General features: G+C 61.5%; 27 protein-coding genes and 2 pseudogenes. 9 read left to right on the forward strand and 20 right to left on the reverse strand.

The window, feature by feature from the left end:
* The 3 genes and pseudogenes from AB4Y32_RS38920 to AB4Y32_RS38930 all read right to left on the reverse strand — a co-directional run.
* Positions 1-84: pseudogene (locus AB4Y32_RS38920) on the reverse strand (carboxymuconolactone decarboxylase family protein); the annotation flags it as partial.
* A 188-nt stretch (positions 85-272) separates the two neighbouring features.
* Complete coding sequence (locus AB4Y32_RS38925) at positions 273-908, reverse strand: nitroreductase family protein (RefSeq protein ID WP_368726348.1); 636 nt, start codon at positions 906-908, stop codon at positions 273-275.
* 407 nt (positions 909-1,315) lie between these two features.
* Positions 1,316-1,621 carry a carboxymuconolactone decarboxylase family protein gene (locus AB4Y32_RS38930; RefSeq protein WP_368726349.1) on the reverse strand — a complete coding sequence of 102 codons (306 nt, stop codon included), beginning with the start codon at positions 1,619-1,621 and terminating at the stop codon, positions 1,316-1,318.
* A gap of 85 nt (positions 1,622-1,706) precedes the next feature.
* Between AB4Y32_RS38930 and AB4Y32_RS38935 the strand changes: the two genes are divergently transcribed.
* A complete protein-coding gene (locus AB4Y32_RS38935) occupies positions 1,707-2,663 on the forward strand; it encodes a helix-turn-helix domain-containing protein (RefSeq protein ID WP_368726350.1) in 957 nt (318 codons plus the stop codon).
* Positions 2,664-2,692: 29 nt separating this feature from the next.
* Here the strand turns inward: AB4Y32_RS38935 and AB4Y32_RS38940 are convergent, their stop codons facing one another.
* Positions 2,693-3,337, reverse strand: a complete 645-nt coding sequence (locus tag AB4Y32_RS38940; protein ID WP_368726351.1) for an FMN-dependent NADH-azoreductase — start codon at positions 3,335-3,337, stop codon at positions 2,693-2,695.
* Entirely contained in the window at positions 3,334-3,771 is a 438-nt protein-coding gene (locus AB4Y32_RS38945) for an N-acetyltransferase family protein (protein WP_368726352.1), read from the reverse strand. Before AB4Y32_RS38945 ends, AB4Y32_RS38940 begins: the two co-directional genes overlap by 4 nt.
* A 90-nt stretch (positions 3,772-3,861) precedes the next feature.
* Between AB4Y32_RS38945 and AB4Y32_RS38950 the strand changes: the two genes are divergently transcribed.
* Positions 3,862-5,295 carry a MocR-like pyridoxine biosynthesis transcription factor PdxR gene (locus AB4Y32_RS38950; RefSeq protein WP_368726353.1) on the forward strand — a complete coding sequence of 478 codons (1,434 nt, stop codon included), beginning with the start codon at positions 3,862-3,864 and terminating at the stop codon, positions 5,293-5,295.
* Positions 5,296-5,434: 139 nt separating this feature from the next.
* Here AB4Y32_RS38950 and AB4Y32_RS38955 read toward each other — a convergent pair whose 3' ends face one another.
* The 6 genes and pseudogenes from AB4Y32_RS38955 to AB4Y32_RS38980 form a co-directional block, all read right to left on the reverse strand.
* The gene (locus AB4Y32_RS38955; RefSeq protein ID WP_368726354.1) at positions 5,435-5,896 is read right to left on the reverse strand and encodes a DUF3331 domain-containing protein; all 462 of its coding nucleotides are present in this window, start codon (positions 5,894-5,896) and stop codon (positions 5,435-5,437) included.
* A gap of 471 nt (positions 5,897-6,367) precedes the next feature.
* The gene (locus AB4Y32_RS38960; protein WP_368726355.1) at positions 6,368-7,078 is read right to left on the reverse strand and encodes an SDR family NAD(P)-dependent oxidoreductase; all 711 of its coding nucleotides are present in this window, start codon (positions 7,076-7,078) and stop codon (positions 6,368-6,370) included.
* Between the two features lie 257 nt (positions 7,079-7,335).
* Positions 7,336-7,881: a carboxymuconolactone decarboxylase family protein gene (locus tag AB4Y32_RS38965; protein WP_368726356.1), complete on the reverse strand. Its 546-nt coding sequence runs from the start codon at positions 7,879-7,881 to the stop codon at positions 7,336-7,338.
* A 74-nt stretch (positions 7,882-7,955) separates the two neighbouring features.
* A complete protein-coding gene (locus AB4Y32_RS38970) occupies positions 7,956-8,591 on the reverse strand; it encodes a nitroreductase family protein (RefSeq protein ID WP_368726348.1) in 636 nt (211 codons plus the stop codon).
* Between the two features lie 177 nt (positions 8,592-8,768).
* A pseudogene (locus AB4Y32_RS38975) lies at positions 8,769-9,140 on the reverse strand (carboxymuconolactone decarboxylase family protein); the annotation flags it as partial.
* 25 nt (positions 9,141-9,165) lie between these two features.
* Positions 9,166-9,582: a cupin domain-containing protein gene (locus tag AB4Y32_RS38980; protein ID WP_368726357.1), complete on the reverse strand. Its 417-nt coding sequence runs from the start codon at positions 9,580-9,582 to the stop codon at positions 9,166-9,168.
* Between the two features lie 93 nt (positions 9,583-9,675).
* On the opposite strand from AB4Y32_RS38980, the gene AB4Y32_RS38985 reads away from it, so the two are divergent.
* The 4 genes from AB4Y32_RS38985 (at position 9,676) to AB4Y32_RS39000 (ending at position 14,471) form a co-directional block, all read left to right on the forward strand.
* On the forward strand, positions 9,676-11,082 hold the full coding sequence (locus AB4Y32_RS38985; protein ID WP_368726358.1) for a MocR-like pyridoxine biosynthesis transcription factor PdxR: 1,407 nt from the start codon (positions 9,676-9,678) through the stop codon (positions 11,080-11,082).
* A gap of 50 nt (positions 11,083-11,132) precedes the next feature.
* A complete protein-coding gene (locus AB4Y32_RS40845; RefSeq protein ID WP_439899903.1) occupies positions 11,133-11,498 on the forward strand; it encodes a hypothetical protein in 366 nt (121 codons plus the stop codon).
* A 148-nt stretch (positions 11,499-11,646) separates the two neighbouring features.
* On the forward strand, positions 11,647-12,642 hold the full coding sequence (locus AB4Y32_RS38995; RefSeq protein WP_368726359.1) for a ferritin-like domain-containing protein: 996 nt from the start codon (positions 11,647-11,649) through the stop codon (positions 12,640-12,642).
* A complete protein-coding gene (locus tag AB4Y32_RS39000; protein ID WP_368726360.1) occupies positions 12,639-14,471 on the forward strand; it encodes a beta-galactosidase in 1,833 nt (610 codons plus the stop codon). The genes AB4Y32_RS38995 and AB4Y32_RS39000 overlap by 4 nt, the downstream gene beginning before the upstream one ends.
* Here the strand turns inward: AB4Y32_RS39000 and AB4Y32_RS39005 are convergent.
* From AB4Y32_RS39005 to AB4Y32_RS39040, 8 genes are all read right to left on the reverse strand, one after another.
* The gene (locus AB4Y32_RS39005) at positions 14,458-16,422 is read right to left on the reverse strand and encodes an enterotoxin (protein ID WP_368726361.1); all 1,965 of its coding nucleotides are present in this window, start codon (positions 16,420-16,422) and stop codon (positions 14,458-14,460) included. The genes AB4Y32_RS39000 and AB4Y32_RS39005 overlap by 14 nt on opposite strands.
* 12 nt (positions 16,423-16,434) lie before the next feature.
* Positions 16,435-16,749 (reverse strand): antibiotic biosynthesis monooxygenase, encoded by a 315-nt coding sequence (locus AB4Y32_RS39010; protein ID WP_368726362.1) that lies wholly within the window; start codon positions 16,747-16,749, stop codon positions 16,435-16,437.
* A gap of 102 nt (positions 16,750-16,851) precedes the next feature.
* A complete protein-coding gene (locus AB4Y32_RS39015) occupies positions 16,852-18,108 on the reverse strand; it encodes an MFS transporter (protein ID WP_368726363.1) in 1,257 nt (418 codons plus the stop codon).
* Between the two features lie 24 nt (positions 18,109-18,132).
* Positions 18,133-19,356, reverse strand: coding sequence for a YbfB/YjiJ family MFS transporter (locus AB4Y32_RS39020; protein ID WP_368726364.1), 1,224 nt, complete (start codon positions 19,354-19,356; stop codon positions 18,133-18,135).
* A gap of 67 nt (positions 19,357-19,423) precedes the next feature.
* Positions 19,424-20,134: an SDR family NAD(P)-dependent oxidoreductase gene (locus AB4Y32_RS39025; protein WP_368726365.1), complete on the reverse strand. Its 711-nt coding sequence runs from the start codon at positions 20,132-20,134 to the stop codon at positions 19,424-19,426.
* A 129-nt stretch (positions 20,135-20,263) separates the two neighbouring features.
* On the reverse strand, positions 20,264-21,190 hold the full coding sequence (locus AB4Y32_RS39030; RefSeq protein ID WP_368726366.1) for a LysR family transcriptional regulator: 927 nt from the start codon (positions 21,188-21,190) through the stop codon (positions 20,264-20,266).
* Positions 21,191-21,348: 158 nt separating this feature from the next.
* Entirely contained in the window at positions 21,349-21,972 is a 624-nt protein-coding gene (gene petA, locus AB4Y32_RS39035) for a ubiquinol-cytochrome c reductase iron-sulfur subunit (RefSeq protein ID WP_368726367.1), read from the reverse strand.
* Positions 21,969-22,448, reverse strand: a complete 480-nt coding sequence (locus AB4Y32_RS39040) for a carboxypeptidase regulatory-like domain-containing protein (RefSeq protein ID WP_368726368.1) — start codon at positions 22,446-22,448, stop codon at positions 21,969-21,971. The genes petA and AB4Y32_RS39040 overlap by 4 nt, the downstream gene beginning before the upstream one ends.
* A gap of 361 nt (positions 22,449-22,809) precedes the next feature.
* On the opposite strand from AB4Y32_RS39040, the gene AB4Y32_RS39045 reads away from it, so the two are divergent.
* Together AB4Y32_RS39045 and AB4Y32_RS39050 are read left to right on the forward strand one after the other, a co-directional pair.
* Positions 22,810-23,049: a hypothetical protein gene (locus AB4Y32_RS39045; protein WP_368726369.1), complete on the forward strand. Its 240-nt coding sequence runs from the start codon at positions 22,810-22,812 to the stop codon at positions 23,047-23,049.
* Between the two features lie 53 nt (positions 23,050-23,102).
* Positions 23,103-24,308, forward strand: a complete 1,206-nt coding sequence (locus tag AB4Y32_RS39050) for an MFS transporter (protein ID WP_368726370.1) — start codon at positions 23,103-23,105, stop codon at positions 24,306-24,308.
* Positions 24,309-24,429: 121 nt separating this feature from the next.
* Here AB4Y32_RS39050 and AB4Y32_RS39055 read toward each other — a convergent pair whose 3' ends face one another.
* Positions 24,430-24,585, reverse strand: a complete 156-nt coding sequence (locus tag AB4Y32_RS39055) for a hypothetical protein (RefSeq protein ID WP_368726371.1) — start codon at positions 24,583-24,585, stop codon at positions 24,430-24,432.
* 189 nt (positions 24,586-24,774) lie between these two features.
* Between AB4Y32_RS39055 and AB4Y32_RS39060 the strand changes: the two genes are divergently transcribed.
* Positions 24,775-25,461 (forward strand): GntR family transcriptional regulator, encoded by a 687-nt coding sequence (locus AB4Y32_RS39060; protein ID WP_368726372.1) that lies wholly within the window; start codon positions 24,775-24,777, stop codon positions 25,459-25,461.
* The last annotated feature ends 211 nt before the right edge of the window (positions 25,462-25,672 follow it).

Raw genomic sequence — 25,672 nt, forward strand, 5'->3', positions numbered from 1 at the left:
TCCGATGTTCCTGGTGAACGCATCGAGAGTCGGTTTCGAATCGGCCGGCACCTGGTCCGGCTTTAGAGCGGTACTTCTTGGCATCGTAGTCGTCCTTGAGTTACTGGTTTCACTAATTGAGGAAAGTCCGTGTGAGAACCATCCCCCGGCTTGCTTCCTGCCCACGTCCTGGATCGAAGCGGGTCAGGCCTTCGAGTGGGAGGTACCTTGCGGTTGCCTCTCGCGCGGCATCCGCCTGGTTGTTCGGCGCGGTCATTGCCGCGGCGACGCGCCTATACGAGATCCAGCACATCGGCCAGCGGACGGCGCGGCTTCTGCGCCCAGTTTCCCGGACGCTCGGCCCCGATGGACAACAGCATGACGGGCACTTCGTCCCTGGCCAGTCCGAATTCGCGGTGCACCGCTTCGGCGTCGAAACCGATCATCGGCGTCGAACCGAGACCCAGCGAGCGGGCCGCGTAGATCATCGCCGCCGCGCCGAAGGTGCCGGTGCGTACGGCCTCGTCGCGCTGGCGCTGCGGGTACTCCATGTACAGATCACGTGCGGGGATTTCCCATTCCGGCACCATCGCGGCCGGCATGACGCCCGCTTCCACCAGCGGAGCCAGGCGCGCCGGTATCACGCTGGAATCGGCCAGCTGGCCGCAGACGATGAAGGTAACGGCTGCTTCCGTGATCGCGGGCTGGTTCCAGGCGATCGGACTCAGCCGGGCCTTGGCTTCGGGCGTGCGTACGGCGATGAAGCGCCAGTTCTGCAAATGGAAGGATGTCGGCGCGGTGGTGCCGATTTGCACCAGCTCGCGGATCTGGTCGTCGCTCAGGGTGGCGGCAGGGTCGTAGTACTTCGCGGCGCTGCGGCTCAGGATACATTCGATGACGGCGTTGCTCGTCGTAGTTTCGTTGATCATGCTTAATCCTATTGGTGAAAGGACAGGTTGAGGGACAAGAGTGCTTTCGCTCTAACGAGTACCGGCTTTCGTTCAAGATGTAGGGCGACGTTTTCTCCTCTGCTTCTGGCGGTTGCTGAATGGATGAGTCTCTTGCAGTCGGCCCGCGGTACTTCGGCAAGCGCGGATCGGCGCATACAGATTCACTAATGCCCGCTCATCGAGCATTGCGAATAGATGGTTCGTCATCCTGAGTAGATGGCACGTCGAGGTCATGGAAACAGTTGTTGATCTGTGAGACACGAGGCTAGTCAGTTCGATGAGAACAGGCGAAAGGCCGCTCTGCATGACGCTCCGGGCACAAGTAAGCACGCTCGCCCGAACATGCAGGTTTGAGAGCCCGGTCCAACCGGGACTCTCGACCGAGCTTAAGCCCGGAACAGATGTGACGCGTGCGTGACGGCGCCGCCTGCACGAATGGCCGCCGCCACGAGTGCGGCTTCCGACAGTTGCGCTTCGCTGGCGCCTGTGTCGCGCGCGGCTTTAGTGTGCAGTTCAATGCAGTAGGGACACTGCGTCGTCAATGCGACGGCGACGGCAATAAGTTGCTTCTGTTGCACGCTCAACGCGCCTTCTTCAAAGACCGCCTTGTCAAATGCCCAGAAGGTTTTCATCGCTTCCGGTGCGTTTTCGTCCAGCTTCCTGAGTCGGCTAAGATGCTTCATATCGAACATGGGCTTCTCCTGTAATCAATGGTCTGCACGCTTATAGTAGAGAGTTGCCCGTTCCATTTGGTCTCGATCTGGTTCGAATTCGTCCATGACTAGTCGCGCTATCTTTGAGCTTCCCGTCCTCGAACGCTTTCTCGCCGCACTTGACATCGGCGTGGCGAATTTCACCCTGTGCGACATTCGCGACGGCTGGAGCGCCCGCTTCGACGCCTGCGCAACGACAAGCCTTCACTACTGCATGGAAGGCAGAGGCGCACTCGTGACGCAAACGGGCGAGCGCGTCGCGCTGAGTTCGCACAGTTTTGTGCTGTTACCGCCTGGCGTTGCTTACGCGATCGAAAGCGGTCATCCGTCGACCAGCAACGAAACGAACCACGGACGTATCACAGATTGGCCTTCGCGAGAAACCGTGCCGACAATCCAGGCGGGTGACGGCGCGGCCGGCATCGCCACGGCATGCGGTGAATTGAAGCTCGACACGAATCACGGCATGGACCCATTCAGCGCGATGCGTCGGCCGCTGATCGCGCAGTTCGATGGGCAGTCGGGTTTGAAGAACCAGTTCGTCATGCTGCTGGCAGAATGCGCACAGCCGGGGCTCGGCTCGCGCGCACTGGTGGAAGCACTGCTCAAGCAGTGCCTGATCATGGTGATGCGGCGGCAGATCGACTCTGGGGAAATAGAGCTGCCGTGGGCGGCAGGCTTTGCCGACAAGCGGCTCGCAGGGACGCTCGAAGCAATCTTCGAGCGCCCGTCATCGCCGTGGACCGTGGAGCGGTTAGCCGATATCGCCGGCATGAGCCGTTCCGCGTTTGCCGCCCAGTTCATGAAGGCATTCGGGCAGCCGCCGATGAGCATGTTGAAGCTCGTGCGGCTACGAAAAGCGGCCGAATTGCTGGCGACGACCACGCGCCCGGTCGCTGAGGTCGCGAGGATGGTCGGCTTCACGAGTCGAAGCAACTTCTCGCAGGCGTTCCACGCGATGCACGGCATGGACCCGACCGCTTTCAGGCGCCGTCCGGGCGCGGGGAACTCATCGCGATGAGTTCCTGAAGCGACGGGTCAAGCCATGAGTTAAACGACGGCAGGGATGATTTGTCTAATAGACGCCTCGCGTAGCCACTGCCCCGCCTTCGTCTCCACGACGGAAAGCGGTTCGTCCGCAAATGCGAGGCCCGTGGCGTGCATGAACGTGACGTCCTCGAGTCCGATCACGCCGAGCGCCGCTTTCAGATAAGGACGAAAGAAGTCGGGCTGTAGCGCGGGCTCGCGAAACATGGCGCCGCCGGAAGTCACCGCGACGAATGTCGGCCGGTCGCGCAACAGGCCGACCTTGCCGTTCTCGGTCGTCTTGAACGTCACGTCACGACGAACTACGAGATCGATCCAGTTCTTCAGCACGGCGGGCACCGTGAAGTTGTGTACGGGCGCCGAGATCCAGAGCATGTCGGCGTCATCGAGCTCCTGAATCAAATGGTCTGAAAGAGCGAGTGCCGCACCGAAGCGCGCCTTCGCTTCGGCAATGGGCAACACCAGCGACTCCGCGTACTCGGCCGTAATCGGCGGCAGTGGCTCCGCGCCGAGGTCGCGCCGGATGACCTGAATGTCTCGCCCGAAACGCTCAGCCATCGCGGGTAGCAAATGATGGGTGAAATGCCGGCTCGTCGAGTTCTCGCGCCGTGGGCTGCAATCGAGTTGCAGCAACTTGAGACTGTTCATTGCAGATCCATGCTGAAGTGAAGACCGCTGGCCAACAAGCCAAAGCGGAAATAGAAACGTTGCGCCAGTGCATTGGCGAGCGCCGTGTCGAGCACCATCCGGTTGCAGTTGTCCGCGCGGCCAAGCGTGCGCAATTCGCCCAGCAAGCGCTCGCCATGCCCTCGGCCGCGCCCCGCTGCATCCGTGATCAGATCGTCGACGTAGATGAAACGGCCGTGAATCAGGTTGTCGATGCGTCGGTAGCCGGCGAGCGCCACGGGCTTGTCGCCTTCCCAAACGGCAAGCAGCCGATAACCCTGTGCGCGTTGCAACGCGACACGGGCGAGCCACTCTTCGGATGATTGCAAACGCGGACGCAATTGCTGGATGACGCCGAAACACGCCATCACGTCGGCGTCTGTTTCGGCATGTCGGAGAATCGGTGCGTCTGTCATGATGCCGATGAACGAGGGTTGGTGTAGGCTTCAGTGTCGTCGTTCGGTGACATAGTTGACAGGGACATTTTCTTTGCTTTGGACCAGGCCATGACCCAGCCAATGGCCCGTGCGGCCGCGCCCATTCACGAGCAGATCTACGCGCGCTTTCGCTCGATGATCGAGCAGGGACAGCTGAGTCCCGGCCAGAAGGTGTCGTCGTTGCGAGCGCTGGCCACCGAGCTCGGTGTCGCGCGCGGCACGGTGCAGGTCGCCTACGACCGCCTGCTCGGAGAGGGCTACCTCGTTGCCCGAGGGCCCGCGGGGACATTCGTTTCGGAGCACACAGCTCCCGCCAAACCCGCTCACGCGAAGAAAGCGCCCGTCGCCGCACGCCCATTCGTACGCCCGTCGGCGCCCGAAGCGATCGTCGATACGGACGGCGGCAATCCCGCGCCGTTGCAGATGGGCCTGCCTGCGCTCGACGAATTTCCGAGGAAGCTCTGGGCGAGGCTGATGACGCGGCAGGCGCGCAAGGTGGGATCGCTGAACAAGCCACCGCCAGCGGGATACATGCCGTTGCGCGAAGCGCTGGCGGCCTATCTGCACCGCTCGCGCGGCATCGACGCGCACGCCGCGCAGGTCTTTATCGTTCCCGCCTACACCGCGAGCCTTGCCTTGATCGTCGATGCACTCGGACTGGCAGGCGAGAGCGCGTGGATCGAACATCCGTGCTATCCGCCGACCGCGCAAACGCTAAAGCGCATGGGTCTACGAGTCTGCAACGTGCCCGTCGACGAACATGGGCTCGACGTCGGTTTTGGGCGAAAGCGATTCAGGAACGCAAGGCTCGCTGTCGTGACACCATCGCATCAGAGTCCAACGGGCGTTGCGATGCCGCTGCAACGGCGCGTCGAACTTCTCGACTGGGCGGACGAGCACGATGCATGGATCGTCGAGGACGACTATGACGGCGAATATCGTTATCGCGGCCATCCGTTGCCCGCGTTGAAAAGCATGGACGCATGCGGTCGCGTGATCTATTGCGGGACGCTCAGCAAAGTGTTGTTCCCTGGACTTCGGCTGTCATATGTGGTCGTCGCGCCGAACCTCGTGCCGCGGTTCGAACTGGCGTGCAGGCGTACCGTGCATGGCGGTTGTCCCGAACTCATGCAGGCGGTGGTAGCCGATTTCATCGCCGAAGGCCATTTTTCCAGGCATATCAAGCGAATGCGGACGCTTTACGCGCGCCGGCGCGCGATGCTCGCCGAATCGCTCGCGCCTTATGCAGCAGATGGCTTTGTCGTTCATCTGCAGGATGGCGGCATGCATCTGCTGGTCGACGTGCGCGAAGATCTCGACGACGTCGCTCTTGCCAGCAGGGCGCGCGACGCAGGCTTCGGCGTGCGTGCACTGACGACATGGCGCAACGGCTCGCCCGGGCGTCGCGGCCTGTTGATGGGATTCACGAACATCAGTAGTCAGGCCCAGGCGCAGCGTCTGGTGACGGAGCTGTTTCGAGCATTCGACCTCCGAACCAGATAGCAAGGCTCATCGGTAAAGTAGGCGCTTCGCCGCACGCCAACGGCTTGCGGTTGCAGCGGTTCACGGCCGTCAGCCGAAGGCCATCGTGGCGCGGGAACACAACGCAATTCCGCCTATCCTTTCGTCTGGTTGAGCCACGCTAGGCCGCGCCCACTGCCTGTCGAGCCGACACAGCGGTGCGGCAAAAATCATTCACGACACAAGCAAGGATCATCCGGTTGTATTCAGGAGAGAGATAGCGTTGCTGCGTCAGAGGTCGAAAGACCTGGTCGCCATATCGAATCCGTCTGCCCGTCAACAGGCAATACGAATCGATACGCGCGCGTCCCAGTCGCCATGTCTGTTCGGAGTAACGACCCAATGTCGCGTCGCTCCAGCAGACGCTGAGCGTTTGCGAGGTAAGCCGCTCGACAATCGAAACGCGAGCGGGGACGGGTTCGGCAACCACAGGCTCAAATGTCCTGGTTGCAGCGCGACCGCTTCGACGATACTTCTTCTTGCGGATGTCCGTGTTTGCAGTGACCCCCGACGCAAACGCGTTCGGTGCCAAAAGAGCAATCAGTGCACGTCGAACGATATTGTCCTCATTTCGACAGGTCATAGATTCACCTTTTCAGAAGTACTCTGCCCATCGGAGGCAGGGCAGTCGTCGTGGAAAGTTACGATGAAGCCGACGCCGATAGACGCATGTTCGTCGGCGCGAATCTCACACCATGAGCTGGAAATTCATCGCGCCGCGTGGATCACTCGCCGATGGTTCGACCGACATTCGGCACATCTGCCGATGCGTACGTCGCATTTCCTCTCGCGCCCGGACCGTGCGCATGCAGACGAGCCGCTCACGGTGTCGTTTCTCCGGGCGCCTGTCTGCCCGTGACCAATCTCGGTGACAGCGACCCTATGTGCCGCATCTGTTGACGATGCCGTCCCGATCGATGCGTTCTCGAAGCCGAATTTCGCTTGCGCGAACTCTTTTCAGGGATGTGTCGCCGCAACGCGATTCATTGAGTACCTCACGGCCCGCCCTGCCGGGCGGCGAGACGAGTCGCGACACGATCAGTGGTGGCGCATCTCAGCGGCCTGCACTTTGCCCGCCGTCGACGTGCAGGATCTCTCCAGTAACGAACGGCGCCGAGTCGAGAAAGAGGATGGCGTTGGCAATATCGCTTGTTTCACCCATGCGTCCGATAGGGTGGAAAGCTCCCAGCGCTTCGTGAGTTTCAGGCGCGTGCATCGGCGTCTTTATGATCCCCGGAGCGACGGCGTTCACGCGAATGCCCTTCTTGGCGTACTCGATCGCCAGTGACTTCGTGGCAGCGTTGAGGCCGCCCTTCGTCAGAGCCGCCAGGACCGAGTAGATCCCGCTGATTGCAGCGTGGTCTATGCTGGCCGTGACGCTCACTACATGGCCACTCGAATGTTTTTCCATTTCGGCGATCGCGAGTTGCGTGATGTGATAGAAGCCCGCCATGTTCACATTCATCACGGCGGCGTAGTCTTCGGCGGTGTGTTCGGTGAAAGGCTTTCCGATGTAGATGCCCGCGTTGTTCACCAGCGTATCGATCCGGCCAAATCGTGCGACGCCTTCGGAAATGACACGTTGGGCAGTTGCGGGATCGCCGATGTCACCGGCGATGCTCAGGATATTCTCGTCGTCCGACAGTTTGATCGACCGCGAGGTCGCGACAATGCGGTAATCGAGCTTTCGGAATGCCTTTACGACTTCAGCGCCGATGCCTTGTGACGCGCCAGTGACGACAACAACCTTCTGTGATTTGTTCATGCTTTACCCAGGAAAATATTGTTCCGTTTCAATGCCGATCGAGCCGACGTCTCCGACCGAAGCAAATGCACCACGCGTGACGATCCCGTCACAGTGGAATCTTGATTTTGGTGTGAACGTGTCCTGACCTTGTCGGCACCGAAAAGCCCGAACACGTTCCCAAAGGTCTTTCCAGGGTCCATCCGGGCGTTGGCGTTGCTCGCATGGCATGACACTTTCCAGGCCCCTCTGAGATGCTCGATGCGAGCGGATCGGGTTCAGATCGAGCCAGCCGGCGTAACGGCGGGAAAGTCCTTCTCGGGATCGAACACGTTATTGAAGAAGTTCGTCAGGGAGTACATGGCCACCAGCGCGACGATCTCCATGACGTTCGCATCCGTGTAGCCGGCATCGCGGACGGCTTGCAGATCGGCGTCACTGACCTGGCCTCGGGCCTCGATGACCTTGCGTGCGAACTGGACGGCGGCGTCGCGCTTCGGGTCGCCGGCATGGCCTTTCCGGGCGAGAATGATTTCATCGGCCGGCAGCTGGGCCATCTGTTTGGCCGTAAAGCTGTGAACCGTCAGGCAGTAGTTGCAGCCATTCACTTCGGAGACGGCAAGGGCGATGCTGTCACGCGTCTTCACGTCGAGCGCCTTGCTCAAGGAGCCGAGCAGGGTGGCCCATGCGTTGAACGCGATCGGGCTTTGCGCGAAGGTCGCCATCATGTTCGGGGTGAATCCGATGTTCCTGGTGAACGCATCGAGAGTCGGTTTCGAATCGGCCGGCACCTGGTCCGGCTTTAGAGCGGTACTTCTTGGCATCGTAGTCGTCCTTGAGTTACTGGTTTCACTAATTGAGGAAAGTATTCGGCGCGGTCATTGCCGCGGCGACGCGCCTATACCAGATCCAGCACATCGGCCAGCGGACGGCGCGGCTTCTGCGCCCAGTTTCCCGGACGCTCGGCCCCGATGGACAACAGCATGACGGGCACTTCGTCCCTGGCCAGTCCGAATTCGCGGTGCACCGCTTCGGCGTCGAAACCGATCATCGGCGTCGAACCGAGACCCAGCGAGCGGGCCGCGTAGATCATCGCCGCCGCGCCGAAGGTGCCGGTGCGTACGGCCTCGTCGCGCTGGCGCTGCGGGTACTCCATGTACAGATCACGTGCGGGGATTTCCCATTCCGGCACCATCGCGGCCGGCATGACGCCCGCTTCCACCAGCGGAGCCAGGCGCGCCGGTATCACGCTGGAATCGGCCAGCTGGCCGCAGACGATGAAGGTAACGGCTGCTTCCGTGATCGCGGGCTGGTTCCAGGCGATCGGACTCAGCCGGGCCTTGGCTTCGGGCGTGCGTACGGCGATGAAGCGCCAGTTCTGCAAATGGAAGGATGTCGGCGCGGTGGTGCCGATTTGCACCAGCTCGCGGATCTGGTCGTCGCTCAGGGTGGCGGCGGGGTCGTAGTACTTCGCGGCGCTGCGGCTCAGGATACATTCGATGACGGCGTTGCTCGTCGTAGTTTCGTTGATCATGCTTAATCCTATTGGTGAAAGGACAGGTTGAGGGACAAGAGTGCTTTCGCTCTAACGAGTACCGGCTTTCGTTCAAGATGTAGGGCGACGTTTTCTCCTCTGCTTCTGGCGGTTGCTGAACGGATGAGTCTCTTGCAGTCGGCCCGCGGTACTTCGGCAAGCGCGGATCGGCGCATACAGATCTACGAGTTCAACCTCATCGAACATTGCGAATAGATGGTTCGTCATCCTTATCATGAGCGCCGGTCTGCGCAACACGAATTACCGACTCGACTCACGCAAGGGCAGCACGCTCACGTTCGTCAATCAGAACGCGGGCTTCGGCCCATGCCTGTACCAACGCCAGTTTTCGACCTTCACGCCTTTCTTCAGCTGGTCGCGCGTATGGATGTCGAGGCAGTAAGCACAGTTGTTGATCCGTGAGACACGAGGCTAAGCCAGTTCGACGAGAACAGGCGAAAGGCCGCTCTGCATGACGTGGCCGTAGACACCGCTAAACGCCTTGATGCCTGTGGTCGCGATCTGGTTGCAGCCGGAACGCTTGCTCATGTGTTTACGTCGTGATGTGCCCGATTTACTTGACCGGTGTGGTCAGCGGCCTGTCGTTGGAATCAACCACGAACACTGCCAGCAGTTTCGCGGGCCTGGTCTTGCTCGCATTACGGCTCACACGATGAAGGGAGCCCGGCTCCTCGAAGAAGCTTTCACCTGCGTGATAGGTTCGCTTCGGGCCGTCGTTCACTTGTGACTCGATGGCACCCGAGACGACATAGGCATAGATGAAAGCCGACTTTGCGTGTTCGTGTGACGGCGACGCTCCACCAGGGGCATAGTCAATGACGACGGCGGTCAACGACTTGCCAGGAATGTTGGGGATGACATGCTCGAAGTCGGGCGTAACGGTTTCACCCGTCTCATGTGCGGTAGCAGGCATTGCGACGGCGAAGGCGACGGATGCGCATGCAGCACCGAGGACAGATCGAATGTTCATGAGGATGCTTCTCCTTATGGCCCTTGCATTGTGTCTGCGCTCTGGGCCACAAGTAAGAACCAGGAATGAACATTTTTTATGTACCATGACCGGATGACCAAGCCACTGCAAATACAACTCGATCGGTCTGCGAAGACGCCATTGGCCGAGCAGATCCGCAAAGCAATCAGCACTGCAATCGAGAGCGGCGTGCTTGCGCCGGGGGCACGTCTGCCATCGTGGTTGGACCTCGCGGCCCAACTTGGCGTTGCCCGGGGCACGGTGCGCCTGGCATACGACCGACTTGCCGACGCGCAACTTATCATTGCTTCCCGGGCGACGGGAACTCGGGTGGCGGATCGGCCGCCCGCTCCCGTTCACGTGGAAGAACGGCCTGATCCGGGCTCGTTCATGGAGATGTACGGGGAACTCACTGCAGGGCCAGCGCTTTTCCAGATGGGCGTGCCTGCACAGGAAACGCTACCCGCCCGACTTTTCACAAAAGTTCGGTCATTCGCTCTACGCGCGGAGTCCTGCGCGTCAGTCGTTTATCCCGATCCTCGGGGCGAACGGGAACTGCGGCGCGAGATAGCTGCCTACCTCGCTATTTCGCGCGGCCTCACGTGCTCACCCGCCCAGATCATTATCACGAGCGGGTTTAGCGGCGGGCTCGGACTGACATTACGTGTACTGCGCCTCGAGGGCAAAAGGGCGTGGGTGGAGAACCCGGGTTTTCCGTTCACTCGACACGGGTTGGAACTCGCGGGTATGTCACTTTCGCCGATACCCGTCGATGCGGAAGGGCTCAATATCGATTACGGCCTCCAACATGAGCCGAATACCGATCTGGTCGTCGTCACTCCCGGGCAGCAGGCACCGCTCGGTCCCACGCTCTCGCTCGCCAGGCGTTTGCGCCTTCTCGACTGGGCCGCGAAAGAAGGAGTCTGGGTCCTTGAAGACGACTACCTGAGCGAGCTGCAACTGACCGCTCGCGCCGCGCCGGCGCTCGCGTCGCTTGATCGTGGCCAGCGCGTCATTCATATTGGCTCCTTCAGTAAAACGATCAGTCCTGCACTGCGATTGGGATTCGTCGTCGCCCCCTTGCCGCTTGTGTCCCGGTTCTCGGAAGTGGCAGCATGCCTGGCTCCGGCGCCTTGGCTGTCCGTGCAACTGGCGACGGCGCAGTTCATGCGCGACGGACACTACATGCGTCATCTTCGACGCATGAAGCGGCTTTATATCGGTCAACGCGACGCGTTGCTGAAATGCCTCGGCGAGCGTGCTTTCGAAACAACGACTGCCGGCTTGGCCGTACTTGTGCGGTTGTCCGACGGCATCTCGGACGTCTCCATCGCGAGAGCATTGTTAGCGTTCGGATTGGGTCCCGCACCCCTGTCGCCCTGGTATGCGTCGCGGGCCTCCGCGAGGTCAGGACTCTTGTTGGGTGTCGCGACCTCACCGGAGAGAAAGCTCGCCAGATCCTGTGACCGGCTGCATGAGGTCATAAGACGCTATACATGAAGCAGCCCAATGCTACGTCAGAGCCTGGTCCGCCAGCGGCCGCGGTCGAAATGGCGCCGGCGCGCATCGTCAGGCAGGCGGAGCACGGCGATATCGATCTGGCTTTTCACACCAGCGACGACTTGCCCTCGGGGCCGCGTCGCCGGGTACTATTCGCCGAGCGAATGTTCGGGCTGGCCGCGCGGGGGCATCCGCGTATGAAACAGTGTCCGACGCTTGCGCAGTTTTGCAAGCTGGAGCATGTGACCGTTGCCGGATGGCGGCGGATTTCGTGGGTGGTTGCGCGAGCACATCGAGTTCCGTCTGACACCTCACAGCGTCGCCCGGACCCCAATCTCGAACGCCCGTACGCGAAAAACTGCCGATGCTATGGCATGTTAGCTGCGGTCGCCGCTAAGCTGCCGATGGCTGCTTAAAAGCGCTTGTCTTGACGCCGACATACACTGATGGCCGGCTGATCCGCCGACACGCATCGTGACGTGCAGATGACACGCGTTCATTCCAATGCATGAAGCGGAGATTGTCCGAATCAATAACGCAAGCTGTTCTCTGGTGGAGCACCCCATGAGCGAGCAGACGCTTGATACATTCGACGTCGAACAGATGATTCCGGACTTCACTGCGCCGGCACTGGCGCAGTGCACGCCCGTCCGGCAAATGGTCGATGCCGCCGAAATCAACACGCGAAACTGGACGAGCCACGTCGCGGGCCCGTTCAAGCCAGGTTCAGAAATCCACTTGCGCGAAACGTGCCGGATGTTTCGCGAAACGTTCAATCCCTATCGACCGTCGGTGCTGGACTGGCCGAAGCTCGAGCCGGATGCGCTCGAACGGATCGTCTCGCTGCCGATCTGGGACATCGCCGTGCAGACGGAAGGCAAAGCGAGACTGCGCATGGCAGCCTACGCCGCGACCATCGACGAACCCGAGATGCGCAGCGCGCTCGCGTTGAACGCGTGGGAAGAAAACCGTCACAAGGAGGTCTTGTCGCGGATGGTTGCCGCGTACGTGATTCCGCTTGCAAGCGAGGCGCTCTATGTATTCCCAAAAGACGCCGAATGGGATTATCTCGTCACGGGCTATAGCGAATGCATCGACAGCTTTTTCGCATTCGGCCTGTTCAAAGTCGCGCATCGCTCCGGACTCTTTCCACCTGAGCTGATCGATACGTTCGAGCCGGTGATGCAGGAAGAATGCCGCCATATTCTTCTGTTTGCGAACTGGGTGGCGTGGCATCGCGCGAAGCTGTCATGGTGGCAGCGCATCCGATTCGAGCTGAAAGTGGCGGCCGTATGGGTGTTTCTCGGCTGGGAGCGCATCGGTCTTGCGCGCACGTTCGACGCGGAAGGAAACGAACAGAAGCAGGATAACAATTTCACCGTGAACGGCGCACAGGCCGTATCCGGCGCGAAAATCGACGTGCGTGAACTGATGATGTTGTGCCTCGAAGAGAACGACCGGCGATTCTCAGGTTACGACGAGCGCCTGCTTCGTCCGCACACGATGCCATCGCTCGTGCGCTTCGCATTGCGCTTCATGCGCGAGAAGAAGGCGAAATGAACAGCGCGCACGTCTTTTCCTTCGCGAAGAACGGCGATGGCTTTGTGCTCGACGGCAAGCCTTTTCAGATCCGCAGCGGGGAAATGCACCCGGCGCGCATTCCCGTCGAATACTGGCGACACCGCATTCAGATGGTAAAGGCAATGGGGATGAATACCATCGCTCTGTACATCATGTGGAATTGCCACGAGCCGAGCGAGGGCGCATTCGACTTTCACACCGGCAACCGCGATATCGAGGCGTTTATTCGCCTCTGCCAGAGCGAAGGCATGTGGGTGCTGCTCAGGCCGGGTCCGTATGTCTGCGCCGAATGGGATCTTGGTGGAATTCCGTCTTATCTGCTGCGTTATACGGATATCCAGCTGCGCACCGATTCGGCGAGCGACTCGCGCTACATGTCGGCTGTCGCGCGTTACATTGGCGAACTCGTCCCACGCGTCAAGCCGCTAATGGCAATTCACGGCGGCCCGATTCTGATGATCCAGATCGAAAACGAATTTGGATCGTATGCGAGTAATGCTGCCTACCTCGAAGAAATCAGGCAGCTTTGGATTCGCGGCGGAATCGAAGGGCCTTTCTATACCGAAGACGGTCTGGTGCAAGTCGAACAGAACCGTACGTATGTCGTCGATGGCGCAATCGCGTTGAGCAACGGCGATGCGGCGCAAATCGAAGCGGCGAGCAAGATGTTTCCCGCAGTGCCCGTCATGGCGGGCGAGGTCTATCCGGGCTGGCTCACACATTGGGGCGACAGCGCGCTGCAAGGTACGGCCGTCGATCTCTCCGCGACCCTCGACGAACTGATGCGAAAGAACTTGTCGTTCAACCTGTATGTGATTCATGGCGGCACGAGCTTCGGCTTCCATGCCGGTGCGAATGTGGATGCCGATACGGGCGAATATCAGCCGGATATTACGAGCTACGACTACTCGGCGCCGATCAGCGAGCAAGGCGTGGCGACCGCGAAGTACATGAAGTATCGCGAGATCGTTTCCCGCTATCTTGCGAGGCCACTGCCTGACGTGCCTGAGCCCGTCGCCACGCTCGCTACGGATATTCGCTCCTTGATTCCGCAGCGATTCGCGTCCGTCTGGGACAACCTTCCGCCCTCTCTGCCCGCTGGGCAGACCGTCGATCCGCAGCCGTTCGAGATGTACGGCCAGGTGTCCGGCTTCGTCGTGTACCGGAAGCGACTTGAACATTATCGAGGCGGCAGGCTGGATATCGGCGATGTTCACGACTATGCATGCGTTTTCATCGGCGGTGAATACGTGGGCGGCGCGTCACGCGCTCGCATGCCGCGAGCTCGCGCGAAATCGCTGAATATCAGGCATCGCGAGCCGCTTGCGCTTGCGTCGTCTGGATCGAATGAGGCAGCGGTACTGGACCTGCTCGTCGAAGGCATGGGCCGTGTGAACTATGGGCACGCGATGATCGACCGCAAAGGACTTGTCGAGCCTGTTGCGTTGCGCGACGAGTCGGGAGTGACCGGGGTTTTGACGGGTTGGGAAGTTTTTCTTCTTCCGATGGACGCTTCGTTTATCGAGAATATTCGCCCTATGTGCTCCTACCCGAACAGAGCGGGGCTATTCTTCCGCGCGGCGCTGTCGCTGGATACGGTGGGCGATGTGTATCTGGACATGAGCCAATGGACGAAAGGCGTGGTTTGGGTCAATGGAAACAATCTCGGACGATACTGGAATATCGGCCCCCAAATGCGGCTCTATTGTCCCGCTCCGTGGCTCAAGCCCGGCGACAACACGATTACCGTCTTCGATCTGCACCAGACGGAAGCGAAGCCGATCGAGCTGGCGTCTACGCTGACGTAGGCGTTGCCGGTGAAAACTCAAGCGTGAGTACCTGGAACGGATCGAGTCGAATCGCCTGAGGATGGCAGACGTCCCATAGCAATGGAAGATTCGCGGCAGAGTCGATAAACGGAAAGCGTGCATTGAATCTGCACGCAATACCCTGCGGCAGTTCGAGATGCTCTCTCAGGTCAAGCGAAAAGCTCTGCACACGATCACTCGGATTGCGTAGCGTGACGATCGCTTTCGAAAGCGTCCATGCGGCCCAACCGTAAATTTCGAGTTCATCCGGCGCGCCGCCGATCCAATGAGAATCGCGCAGCACATCGGCATTGTCGCGCGCCCATTTTGCGGCCTCCGCGAGAACATCCCAATCGCGTTCCTTTAGCAGCGACGGCGTGACATAAAGCTCTTGCAATTGCGTGCCACTGCCGAAGTAAGAACGCGCTTCGCTTGCGAACGCATGCGCGGGATCGGAGTTGAGCCGAGCGTTTTCCTGCGCGTAAATGATGCCGTGTAGCATCAGCGAATTGAGCGGAAAGAGCGGGCTCTTGCATACGACATTGCGATAAGTCTGGGTGTCGCGATAGGTGATCCATTGTTCGCGATCCGCGCCCGGGCCAGCGAAGCCGCAATCGGCGCCGTCTCGCCATATCGAGTCGACATAGCGCAGCCAGAATGGCGACGGCAGCGTTCCCGTGGAGAGATTGACGAATACATCACGCTTCGCGCAGCGCATATCCTCGATGAGTTCTATCGCGGCATCCCAATCGCTGTTGAAGCGGCTGCCGGGCACGACGACGTTCGCGTTGCCTGTGCCGTCCAGCTTGAAGTAATTGACGCCGTGTCGTGTCAACATGTCTATCGCGGCTTCGTGAAAGCGCTGATAGTACCTGGGCCCGGACAGTGCGAATCCATCGCCGACAGTTTCGTATCCGGCAGCACGGCCGCGCGTCACGCGTTCTTTTCGAGGCGGGCCGTAGCCACCCCACGGCGACAGCCACACGCCTGGCGCAGCGCCATAACGCGCGGCGGCCTTCTTCAAAGGCACGAAACCGTCGGGAAACGCGCGATTGAATCGCCAGGCGCCGCTGTAGTCGTCCCATCCGTCGTCGAACAGATATGAGTCGAGTTGTACGCCGCGCTTGTCATGCAGTTCACGGCCCACGGCGTGAATGCGTTCTATCGCCTGATCCTGCGTGTAGGCGGTGAGAAAGCCGATGTCGTACCACGAGTTGTAGTGAAGAAATGGACGATAAGGGTGCGCTCGCTCCTGCTCGACGTAGGCGGCGAAATCGCGGCGCAATTGACCTTCGCGAAACACACCTGCCACGGCGGAATAAGCGAGAGTCTTCCCTTTGTCGAGCGGCAACTCGCGCGTGACCGTGAAGCTGGCCACGCCGTCGCGCACGTTGCTTTCGGCCATTGGAAGCTCGAAGCCCAGATAGACATTGCCCTCGACAATGGGCACCGCTTCGAGTTCGCCGATCTTTTGTGCGGAGGGCGCGCGCGTCTGCAAGAGCGAAACGGAGACTATGCGCTCGTCCTGCACGAGTGCGGTAATCGACAGACACTGCCGCAAATAAAGCGCGTTCTCGCGCTGCTCGATACCCCATTCGATTCGCACACGCCGTTGTACGTCGCGAAGTATGGCGATCACGCGTCGTCCGGCGCTGCGCTCTGCTTTTCCTGGTGCGTCGGCATTCGCGATCAGCGTTTCTTCGCGCAACGGCTCGATCATCTGCAATTCGCCGATGCTCAACGAACGTCCGTCAGCCAGTGCGATTGCAAACGGCGCATCGACCGAAAGAGTTTTCGCATGCGCGCGATCGACGATACGAAATTCGCCGAGAGATCGATCTGCAATCGTCCAGGTCAACGCGATGACCGAATTGCCGAACACGCATTCGCTGCCATTCGACTGAAAGACGGGTGCGCCCGTACGATCGAGTGCGGAGCGATTCGCAAGCATTTGAGCCCGCCATCACTTCACGGTCTGGATGACCTCGAATCCCTCGAATTCCGGATGGCCGAGATAAAGCGCGCGAGCTTCATTTCCGGCGTTCCGATGCGCGGCGCGAAATGCTTCAGACTGGGTCCATGCCTCGAAGGCCGCGCGATTCGACCAGATCGTGTAGCTCGAATACAGCACGTGGTCGTCGCGTTGCGGGCCTTTCAGAAGATGAAACTCGATGAAGCCTGGGACGTCCTTGAGGTGCGTGTCGCGCGTCGTCCACACTTCTTCGAACGTCTTTTCCGAACCCAAGGCCACCTTGAAACGGTTCATGGCAATGAACATGACTTCACTCCCGAGCAGTTGCGATGTTCGGTAAATCGGTCGATTCCCACAAAGAACATCGAAAGTCTACGGACGAAGTATAGGCACAACACAGCATGCGCGTTATCGTCCGCGCGCCCACTGAGCGAACGCAGCACACGCGACCAGCAGCGAGCCGGTAGCGAAGAACACCGAATGCAGTCCGAGGTGCACGGCAATCTGACCGCCGATCACGGGGCCGAGCACCTGTCCGCTGAATTGCGCGGACTGGAGATAGCCGAGCATTTGACCCGTCTTGCTCTCGTCGACGGCGTGCCGCGCGAGCTTCGCGATGGCGGGCAGAAGCCCCGCAAGGGACATGCCCATCAATGCGCGCAGTGCGGCCAGTTGCCACCATTGATGGACGTACGCTTGCGGAATCATCAGCAGTCCCGTCGCCACGAGACAACCGACGATCACGTTCCATGCGCCGATGCGATCCGCGAGCGCGCCGAGACGCGCCGCCGTCAACATGCTGCCGAACGCGGAGCACGCCATCACGACGCCTGCAATGCGGGCCAGTCGATCCGGCTCGACACCGAGGCTGCCGACATACACGGTAATCACGGGCTCGATCGACATGTTGGCGAGCAGGACCATCATCGCCGTGACGAGCAACGCGCCGATCACTGCGTATCGCGTGCGCGACTCTTGGGCCGAGGCGGCGACGCTCGCGGCGCGCTTCGCATCGGTGGCGGGCTGGAAGTCTTCTCTGACGACGAAGATCGTGAGCAGTGCGGCCACGGCGATTACCGCGCCGCCCGCGAAGAACGTGCCGCGAATGCCGATCACGCCAGGCAGCAGACCGCCGATCAGCGGCCCGACCAGATTGCCCGCGAGCGCGCCCGTCGACAGCAGGCCCAGTGCCCATCCGGCGCGCTCGCGCGGTGCCTGCGTGCCGACCATCACGGTCGACGCCGACGCATAACCGCCGACGAGCCCCGCAATCAGGCGCAGCGCGACCAGTTCGTAGACGCTGTGTGCGATGCCGATCAGCGACATCACGACGGCCATGCCGACGGCTGCGCGAATCAACATCGGCTTGCGCCCGTAGCGGTCGGCGAGCCTGCCCCAGATGGGCGCCGTCACGGCCGTGCCGAGAAACGTCGCGCCGAACGCCACCCCCGACCATTGGATGACGTCGGCCTGCGATTCGACGCCGAGCTGCTTCACGTAAAGCGGCAGAAACGGCAACAGCATGCTGAGACTGACGAGCGTCGTGAACGAACCGAATACGCAGACGAACAGATTGCGTTTCCAGTACTTCCCGTTGCGTTGCGCGTAGGTGAGCGCCGACGTATCGGGTGTTGCGCGCATCTCGAGTGTAGTGGGCTGGCTCATGCCGGATATCCTTCAATGACTCGCTTATTGCGCCGCGTGTTGCCGCGTTCGGCCGCGCAGTGCGGTGAACAGGTCGATGCCCAGCGCGAGTGCGATCGATGTGGCGCCGATCGCGAAGAGCATCCGGTAATTGCCGCCGCTTTGCGTGAAGAGAAACGACAGGCCGTACGCGGCGCTTGCCTGCAAGATCGCGAAGCCGGTGGTCGCCGTGCTCCATGCGCCTTTTTGCATGGACGGCTGATGTGCGAGCAGCTCGTTGACGCGGCCAAGCGCGAGCGGCACGATGCCCGGCACGGCGGCGCCCATCAGTACGCTCGATGCGATCAACGCAATGGGCTCCGTGCTGATCAACGGCAACAGCACGGCGACGATCTGGATCACGAAGCCCACGCGCAACGCGGAACCGAAGCCCGTGCGGTCCGCGAGATGGCCGCTCAGCAACGGGCCGGCGATCGCGCCGAGACCGAACAGAACCCAATATTGCGCGCCCGTATCGAGACCTTTGCCGAGTCCGCGCGATACGAAGTCGACCAGAAACAGCATGTGCGGAACGAGACCGACCGCGTTCAGCGCGTACTCGGCATACAGCGCGCGCAGCGTGAAACCCGAGTGATTCGCGCGCTTTGCATGATGTGTCTGTGGATGATGCGCGGGCGCGTCGTGCCTCGGCCACCCGTTCCATGCGGAGACCGTCAGCAGCAGTGCGATCACGCCGAGTCCGAGCCATGTCTCCTTGACGCCCTCGCGCAGCAGCAGTGGCACGATCGTGCCCGATGCGGCGATGCCAAGACCGATGCCCGCAAAGATCGCGCCGCTCACGAGCCCACGGCGCGAAGGCGGCACATGCGCGAGGATGGTCGGCGCGGCCAGCACCATCAGCGTGCCGCCCGCAAGCCCCGACGCGAAGCGCCACACGAAGAACCAAAGGAACGACAGCGGAAATGCGCAGGCGACGAATGCAACCGTTGCGAGCAGCATCATCGCGCGCAGCACGTGAGTCGTGTTCGCGCGCTTTGCAAAGTAGCCGCCGAGCAGCGCGCCCGCCAGATAGCCGCCGAGATTCGCGGCACCGAGATACGCGGCCGTCGATGCGGCGAACCAGTGTGCGTCGATGATCGCGGGCAATAGCGGCGTGTAGGCGAAGCGCGCGAGGCCGATGCCGACAAGACTCGCGCTCGCTCCCGACACGGTACCGCGCCATACGCTGAATGCGGGCTGTGTCGATGCGTTGAGAACTGCGGGCTGCATTGTTTTCTCCGTTCTTCGTTGTGCGAAAACGAAATGTCGTGTGGTACGTGCAATGAAAAGAATCGGCTCACGCTCCGACATTGCTGCCGCCGTCCACGTGCAGAATCTCGCCCGTCACGAAGGCCGCCGATTCCAGATACAGCACCGCTTCGGCGATATCGGCGACTTCGCCGAGATGGCCGAGCGGAAGCAGTCGCGCAAGTGCGTCGTGCTTCTCGCGCGGATGCATCGGCGTCTTGATGATGCCGGGAGCGACGGCGTTCACGCGAATGCCGCGCGACGCGTATTCGATCGACTGCGAGCGCGTCACGGCATTCAGGCCGCCTTTCGTCAGCGCCGCCATCGCAGCGGGCCGCGCGGCGAGCGGGCGATCGACGAGGCTCGCTGTGATGTTGACGACATGACCGCTGCGCTTCCTGCTCATCTCGGCGAGCGCGCGCTGCGTGATATGAAAGAAGCCGTGCACGTTGATCGACATGACGGCTTCGTAGTCTTCGGGTGTGTACGTTTCGAAAGGCTTCGCGATGAAGATGCCCGCATTGTTGACCAGCGTATCGATCCGGCCGAAGCGTTCGAGCGCGGCGGCGATCACCGTTTGCGCGGTCTCCGGGTCTGCGATATTGCCTTGCACCGTGGCGATATCCGGATCATCGCTCGCGCGGATCGTGCGCGAGGTCGCGATGACGCGATAGTTGCGGTCGCGAAACGCGTCCACCAGTGCCGCGCCGATGCCTTGCGACGCGCCCGTGACGATCACCACTTTCTGTTCGGCACCCATGGCCTGCTCCTTGAACGAGTTGGGCCGCGCACGGCCCGTTTCGATGGAGCAAGTCTAGATTCAACCGTCAGCAGAGAGAATCCACGAGGCGCGGCAGACATTCTTTCGCCGCACGGTTCAATGAGTGGATCAGCGCGCGTCGGTGATGCGCTGGAGTTGCTTGAAGTGCCGGCGCAAACGCGGCGCGGCGAAGTCGACGAACGCGCGCACCTTCGGCACCGACAGGCGGCCGTGCGGCGTGAGCAGATGAACGGGCAAGGGCGCGTGTTCGCTGTCGCTCAGGACGATTGCGAGCTTGCCGTCCTTCACCTGCTGCGCGACGTGATAGGAAAAAATGCGCGTGACGCCGCGCCCTTCGACGGCAGAGGACACGGCTGCATCGATGCTGTTGACGATCAGGCGCGGCGAGAAGCGCACGACCTGCGCGACGCTTGAGCCTTCCGTCGGCGGAAAGCTCCACGAGTCGAGACCGAAGTGCGTCATCGAGATGATCTGGTGCTGCTCCAGATCGGCAGGCTCGCGAATCTTCGGGTGTGTCGCGAGATAGCGCGGCGATGCCGCCACGACGCGCCGCACTTCGCCGACAGGAATCGCGATGAGCGTCGAATCGGGCAGATGCGCGATGCGCAGCGCGACATCGATGCCCTCGTCGATCAGGCTGACGGGACGGTCGAGCATGTGAAGGCGGACAGAGACGGCGGGGTATTGATCGATGAAGGCATCGAGGACGGGCCGCAGCAAATCCTGGCCCGCAGCAACAGGTGCCGTGACGGTGAGCAGGCCGCGCGGCGCGGCGCGCTCGCTTGCCACCAGCAAGTCGGCTTCTTCGAGATCGGTCAGGATGCGCCGGCATGCAGCGGCATAGCGCTCGCCGGCTTCGCTGAGCTTGATGGTGCGCGTCGTGCGATGCAAGAGCGGGGACCCGACGTGCTCTTCGAGAAACGCAATGGCGCGGCTCACGGCAGCGGGAGAACGGCCGAGGCGCCGGCTTGCGCCCGCAAGGCTCCCTTCGTCCAGCGTCGCGACGAACACTTTCATTGCATCGATCCGGTCCATGGTGCATCGCTCAGGAAGCGTCGGCGGGGCGGCGACGTTGCCCGGAAGTGTACAGCGGCGTGTATTATCGCGAGGCTAGAGGGGCCGTCATGATCTTGTCTCCTGGCTGTTCTCGTGCAAGAGGATGGCCGTTATCGAAAGTCCGGCATCGACGCCTCTTACGCCGCTTCACCATGCTCATCCGCGCCGATCACGAGGCTGTCCGCGCTCTCGTAGCGATAGCGCGGCACGTCGAGATTCTGCGGCGCGGGCTTGTCCTTGAACACGCGACCCGCAAGGTCATAAGTCGAGCCGTGACATGGACAGAGAAATCCGCCGGGCCAGTCGTCGGGCAGATTGGGCTGCGGGCCCGGCTGAAAGCGCGGACTCGGCGTGCATCCGAGATGCGTGCAGACGCCCACCACGACGAGCAGTTTCTTGCGTTCCGCGCGCGAACGGTACGCGTTGTTGCAATACGCGGGCAACGGCATCGAGAACGGCCGCTCGCTATGAGGGTCGGCGACGAAATGATCGGCGGCGCGTACGGCGGCCATCATCGAATCGGTGCGATTGACGATGAAGACGGGCTTGCCGCGCCACGCGACCGTCAGCATGTCGCCGGGCTGAAGACGGCTGAGATCGACCGTCACGGGCGCGCCCGCGGCCAGCGCGGATGCGGGAGGCCGGAACGAATCGACGAAGGGCGTCAGGACTGCTACGCCTGCAATGCCGCCGGCTACTGTCGTCGCGATCATCCATCGGCGTCGTGCCTCGTCGGGTGGCGCATCGGTGACTGCATTCACGTCGTGCTCCCATTCGCTTGCGCTGCTTGTGTCGTTTGCGTCGTTTGCATGGGCCACAGGAACAGCGTGCGAACATGCGTCGACGGTTTGACGTCGACCACGCGCTGCTGCGTCTTGCCTTCATAGCTGACGGTGATCCTGTAGCGTCCGTCCGGCAGCGACGCGAGCATGAACGGGCCATGCGAAGTGGCGTTCAGCAAGGTCATGCCGTGCATGTCGGTGATATGAACGGGGATGTCCGCGAGATATTCATTACCCTGATGTGTCTTGCCCGCGAATTCGAGCACGAGCGGGTACTTATGCATTTCGTCTTTGAGCGCGGCCGACTGATCGCTGCCAACGCCGCCCGACAGATACGCAACGTTGCCCTGATGCTGAAGCGGCGGCAGGTTCGGCGTCGCGGCGAACGCGACATTCGCGGACTGCGCAAGCACGAGCGTAATGGCAAGAAGCCCTGTTTTGGCGAATGCGTTCATGACGATCTCCATCGAGAAGATAAGCGCGTCGATTACGCGGCATTGGTGTTCGACGCGCGCGATTTGAGCGAGCGGTTCAAACGGATTACCGTTGATGGTCGCAACTTCGTGGCGATTTCAATCTAGGCGGGGCGGATTAAACGAGACTTAAACGATGGGGAGATGCGCTTGATCATCAAGCGGGAGTTTTGCACTGACAGAAAGCTTTCTTATCGGCTTGATAGAATGGCCCGACAAGAACAGCACTGGTTTTATCGACTCATGGACAATCGCAATTGCCCGGCACGCTCGCGTCGTTGCACTATTCACGCAGCAGCGGCTGAACCTGCAAGAGCCCGCTTCGCGAATACGGCACGCTGATATGGAAAGATCGCATGTCCTGCTGGGCGTTCTCGCGTGGGCGTTTTTCATCGGCGCACTCTCGCTGATGTGGATCACCGTCAACGCGGGTTCGTTCTATTCCCGATACGCGCGCTGGTGCCGCGCGTGCAACATCACGCCGCCGGCCCAAAGCGTCGCGTTCTGGCTGAACTTCGCGGCGAGCGCGATCACGCTGATCGCGGCCCTGTTCTTCGCGGCGATGTATCTCGCGGCCAGCTAGCTTCATCGGCGCCGTGCCATCTGACCGAGCAGTGATCCCACATTGAACCCCTGATGCAAACTCCGACACGACTCAGTACGCTTCGACAGATACCCAGCAGCGTCTGGGTGCTCGGCTGTGTCAGCCTGTTGATGGACATTTCGTCCGAGATCATCCATAGCTTGCTGCCGATGTTCATGATGGCGAGCCTCGGCGCGAGCGCGGCGACGATCGGCATCATCGAAGGTGTTGCCGAGGCGACGGCGCCCGTCGTCAAGGTGTTCTCCGGCGCGCTCAGCGACTATCTCGGCAACCGCAAATGGCTCGCCGTCGCGGGCTACGGGCTCGGCGCGCTGAGCAAGCCGCTGTTCGCGATTGCGCCGACGCTCGGCTTCGTCGTGACCGCCCGCGTGATGGACAGAATCGGCAAGGGCATACGCGGCGCGCCGCGCGATGCGCTCGTCGCCGATGTCACGCCGCCGCATCTGCGCGGCGCCGCGTTCGGGCTGCGGCAGTCGCTCGACACGGTAGGCGCTTTTCTCGGCCCGCTGCTCGCCGTCGTCATCATGCTGATGTGGGCGGACGATTTCAGGCTCGCGTTCTGGCTCGCCGTGATTCCCGGCGTGATGGCCGTCGTGCTGCTGACGCTCGGCATCGACGAGCCGTTGCGGCATGCGGGCGCAAAGCGTGTCAATCCGATTCGCCGGGACAACATCCGTCAACTTGGACGGGACTACTGGTGGGTCGTCGCCGTCGGCGCCGTGTTCGCGCTCGCGCGTTTCAGCGAGGCCTTTCTCGTGTTGCGCGCGATGAACAGCGGCGTGCCCATTGCGCTCGTACCGCTCGTGATGGTCGCGATGAATGTCGTCTATTCGCTGTCCGCGTATCCGCTCGGCAAGCTTGCCGATTCGACGAGCCATATCCGCTTGCTGATCGTCGGGCTCGCGATTCTTTGCGCAGCCGATGTCGTGCTCGCGCACGCAGTTCACTGGGGCGTTCTGCTCGTGGGCGTCGCGTTGTGGGGTCTGCACATGGGCATGACGCAAGGGCTGCTCGCGGCGATGGTGTCGCATAGCGCGCCCGCGCACTTGCGTGGCACGGCATTCGGCATCTTCAATCTGTCGAGCGGGATCGTGACGCTGATATCCAGTGTGATCGCGGGCGCGCTGTGGGACCGGATCGGCGCGGCTGCTACGTTCTACGCGGGCGCGGCATTCTGCGTGATGACGATCGCGCTGCTCGTGGCCAGTCCCGCGCGGCGTATCGCGCAACTGCGCTAGGCGGACCGGCTGCCGTCGTTCGCTTCGCCGATCGAGTGAACTTGCAGCGCCGCGGCGCTCGATGAGCGCGCGACCACACGACCGACGCTTGATGCCTGCAAACCGGCTGCGCTTCGAGTCGCTAACTGGCCGCGAGATACATCGACGCGAAGAACATCGACGCGAAGAACATCGACGCGAAGAACGGCGAGGCGAAGAACATCGACGCGACGAACGTCGACGCGACGAACGTCGAGGCGAAGAACATCGCCGCGAAGAACGTCGACGCGAAGAACATCGACGCGAAGAACGGCGATGTAATCCGCGTGATCGCGCTCGCCGCGAAGTTAAGCCAGAACGTGACACTCGTGCGCCGGCATCACGGCGAGATGAACGATAATATGGCATTCCAGCCGGTCGCGTTTCGACGCAGCTTCGACGCACGAAGTGCGCAGTGGGACGTCGTCCTTTTTCCTCTTTGCCGCCTATGTCAGATCTCAAAATCGACCGCAACGCCAAGACCCTGCGGGAACTCACGCTAGACAAGCTGCGCGGCGCAATCGTGCAAGGCTATTTCCGGCCGGGCGCGCGGCTGGTCGAGCGTACGCTGTGCGACGAGCTGGGCGTGAGCCGCACAGTCGTACGTGAAGTGCTCCGGCATCTTGAGACGGAAGGACTCGTCGAGATCGTCGCGCAGAAGGGGCCGATCGTGGCGCGGCTCGATCCCGAGCAGGTCGGCGAGATCTACGAATTGCGCGGACTGCTGGAGGCAAATGCCGCGCGCGCGTGCGCCGAACAATCGACGCCTGAACTCGTCCGGCAATTGCGCGAAATCCGCAAAACCATCGAGGATGCCTTCGTACAACGCGATATGCCGCGCGTGCTCGAATACACCGAGCGCTTCTACGAGGCGATGTTCGAGGGCGCGCAAAAACGCGTGTCGCTGACCGTCGTCAAGACGCTGAACGCGCGCATCAACCGGCTGCGCGCGTTGACCATCGCGACGCCGGGCCGAGGCGACGAATCGAACCGCGAGATGAACAAGCTGCTCGACGCGATCGAGCGGCGCGACGGCGACGCGGCATCGGCGGCGTCCTTCGCGCATATCGGGCGCACGGCGGAGCTGGCTTTGAGCGCTTTAGCGCAGCTACAGGAAACGGCCGACAACGGCTGATCCTTTTCCCCACGAACGCGTACGAACCAAAGGCCGCCGGCGCTCCTGGCGGCCTTTTTCGTTTGACCCTGACGTTCCAGACGCCTGCTGACCGCAGCCTGCTGACCGCAGCCGGCTGCACTCTCGTCCGGCCGAACTCGCGCTTCGCCGCCCCGTCGCGCGCCGAACCGTCGCCCGTCGCCCCGTCGCCCCGTCGCCCACCGCCCACCGC

It is taken from the genome of Paraburkholderia phymatum, from assembly GCF_040965635.1.
GTDB classification, from domain to species: Bacteria; Pseudomonadota; Gammaproteobacteria; order Burkholderiales; family Burkholderiaceae; genus Paraburkholderia; species Paraburkholderia phymatum_B.

Excerpts from the sequence above, each read along its gene's own strand:
- AB4Y32_RS38995 (WP_368726359.1), top strand. The coding sequence starts at position 11,647 with ATGAGCGAGCAGACGCTTGATACATTCGACGTCGAACAGATGATTCCG.
- AB4Y32_RS39050 (WP_368726370.1), top strand. The coding sequence starts at position 23,103 with ATGCAAACTCCGACACGACTCAGTACGCTTCGACAGATACCCAGCAGC.
- AB4Y32_RS39060 (WP_368726372.1), top strand. The coding sequence starts at position 24,775 with ATGTCAGATCTCAAAATCGACCGCAACGCCAAGACCCTGCGGGAACTC.
- AB4Y32_RS39055 (WP_368726371.1), bottom strand. The coding sequence starts at position 24,585 with ATGTTCTTCGCGTCGACGTTCTTCGCGGCGATGTTCTTCGCCTCGACG.
- AB4Y32_RS39030 (WP_368726366.1), bottom strand. The coding sequence starts at position 21,190 with ATGGACCGGATCGATGCAATGAAAGTGTTCGTCGCGACGCTGGACGAA.
- AB4Y32_RS38945 (WP_368726352.1), bottom strand. The coding sequence starts at position 3,771 with ATGACAGACGCACCGATTCTCCGACATGCCGAAACAGACGCCGACGTG.
- AB4Y32_RS38940 (WP_368726351.1), bottom strand. The coding sequence starts at position 3,337 with ATGAACAGTCTCAAGTTGCTGCAACTCGATTGCAGCCCACGGCGCGAG.
- AB4Y32_RS38980 (WP_368726357.1), bottom strand. The coding sequence starts at position 9,582 with ATGAACATTCGATCTGTCCTCGGTGCTGCATGCGCATCCGTCGCCTTC.
- AB4Y32_RS38930 (WP_368726349.1), bottom strand. The coding sequence starts at position 1,621 with ATGTTCGATATGAAGCATCTTAGCCGACTCAGGAAGCTGGACGAAAAC.
- AB4Y32_RS38960 (WP_368726355.1), bottom strand. The coding sequence starts at position 7,078 with ATGAACAAATCACAGAAGGTTGTTGTCGTCACTGGCGCGTCACAAGGC.
- AB4Y32_RS39005 (WP_368726361.1), bottom strand. The coding sequence starts at position 16,422 with ATGCTTGCGAATCGCTCCGCACTCGATCGTACGGGCGCACCCGTCTTT.
- AB4Y32_RS38965 (WP_368726356.1), bottom strand. The coding sequence starts at position 7,881 with ATGCCAAGAAGTACCGCTCTAAAGCCGGACCAGGTGCCGGCCGATTCG.
- AB4Y32_RS38925 (WP_368726348.1), bottom strand. The coding sequence starts at position 908 with ATGATCAACGAAACTACGACGAGCAACGCCGTCATCGAATGTATCCTG.
- AB4Y32_RS39045 (WP_368726369.1), top strand. The coding sequence starts at position 22,810 with ATGGAAAGATCGCATGTCCTGCTGGGCGTTCTCGCGTGGGCGTTTTTC.
- AB4Y32_RS38970 (WP_368726348.1), bottom strand. The coding sequence starts at position 8,591 with ATGATCAACGAAACTACGACGAGCAACGCCGTCATCGAATGTATCCTG.
- AB4Y32_RS38955 (WP_368726354.1), bottom strand. The coding sequence starts at position 5,896 with ATGACCTGTCGAAATGAGGACAATATCGTTCGACGTGCACTGATTGCT.
- AB4Y32_RS39010 (WP_368726362.1), bottom strand. The coding sequence starts at position 16,749 with ATGTTCATTGCCATGAACCGTTTCAAGGTGGCCTTGGGTTCGGAAAAG.
- AB4Y32_RS38950 (WP_368726353.1), top strand. The coding sequence starts at position 3,862 with ATGACCCAGCCAATGGCCCGTGCGGCCGCGCCCATTCACGAGCAGATC.
- AB4Y32_RS39025 (WP_368726365.1), bottom strand. The coding sequence starts at position 20,134 with ATGGGTGCCGAACAGAAAGTGGTGATCGTCACGGGCGCGTCGCAAGGC.
- AB4Y32_RS39000 (WP_368726360.1), top strand. The coding sequence starts at position 12,639 with ATGAACAGCGCGCACGTCTTTTCCTTCGCGAAGAACGGCGATGGCTTT.
- AB4Y32_RS39040 (WP_368726368.1), bottom strand. The coding sequence starts at position 22,448 with ATGAACGCATTCGCCAAAACAGGGCTTCTTGCCATTACGCTCGTGCTT.
- AB4Y32_RS38985 (WP_368726358.1), top strand. The coding sequence starts at position 9,676 with ATGACCAAGCCACTGCAAATACAACTCGATCGGTCTGCGAAGACGCCA.
- AB4Y32_RS40845 (WP_439899903.1), top strand. The coding sequence starts at position 11,133 with ATGGCGCCGGCGCGCATCGTCAGGCAGGCGGAGCACGGCGATATCGAT.
- AB4Y32_RS39015 (WP_368726363.1), bottom strand. The coding sequence starts at position 18,108 with ATGAGCCAGCCCACTACACTCGAGATGCGCGCAACACCCGATACGTCG.
- AB4Y32_RS39020 (WP_368726364.1), bottom strand. The coding sequence starts at position 19,356 with ATGCAGCCCGCAGTTCTCAACGCATCGACACAGCCCGCATTCAGCGTA.
- AB4Y32_RS38935 (WP_368726350.1), top strand. The coding sequence starts at position 1,707 with ATGACTAGTCGCGCTATCTTTGAGCTTCCCGTCCTCGAACGCTTTCTC.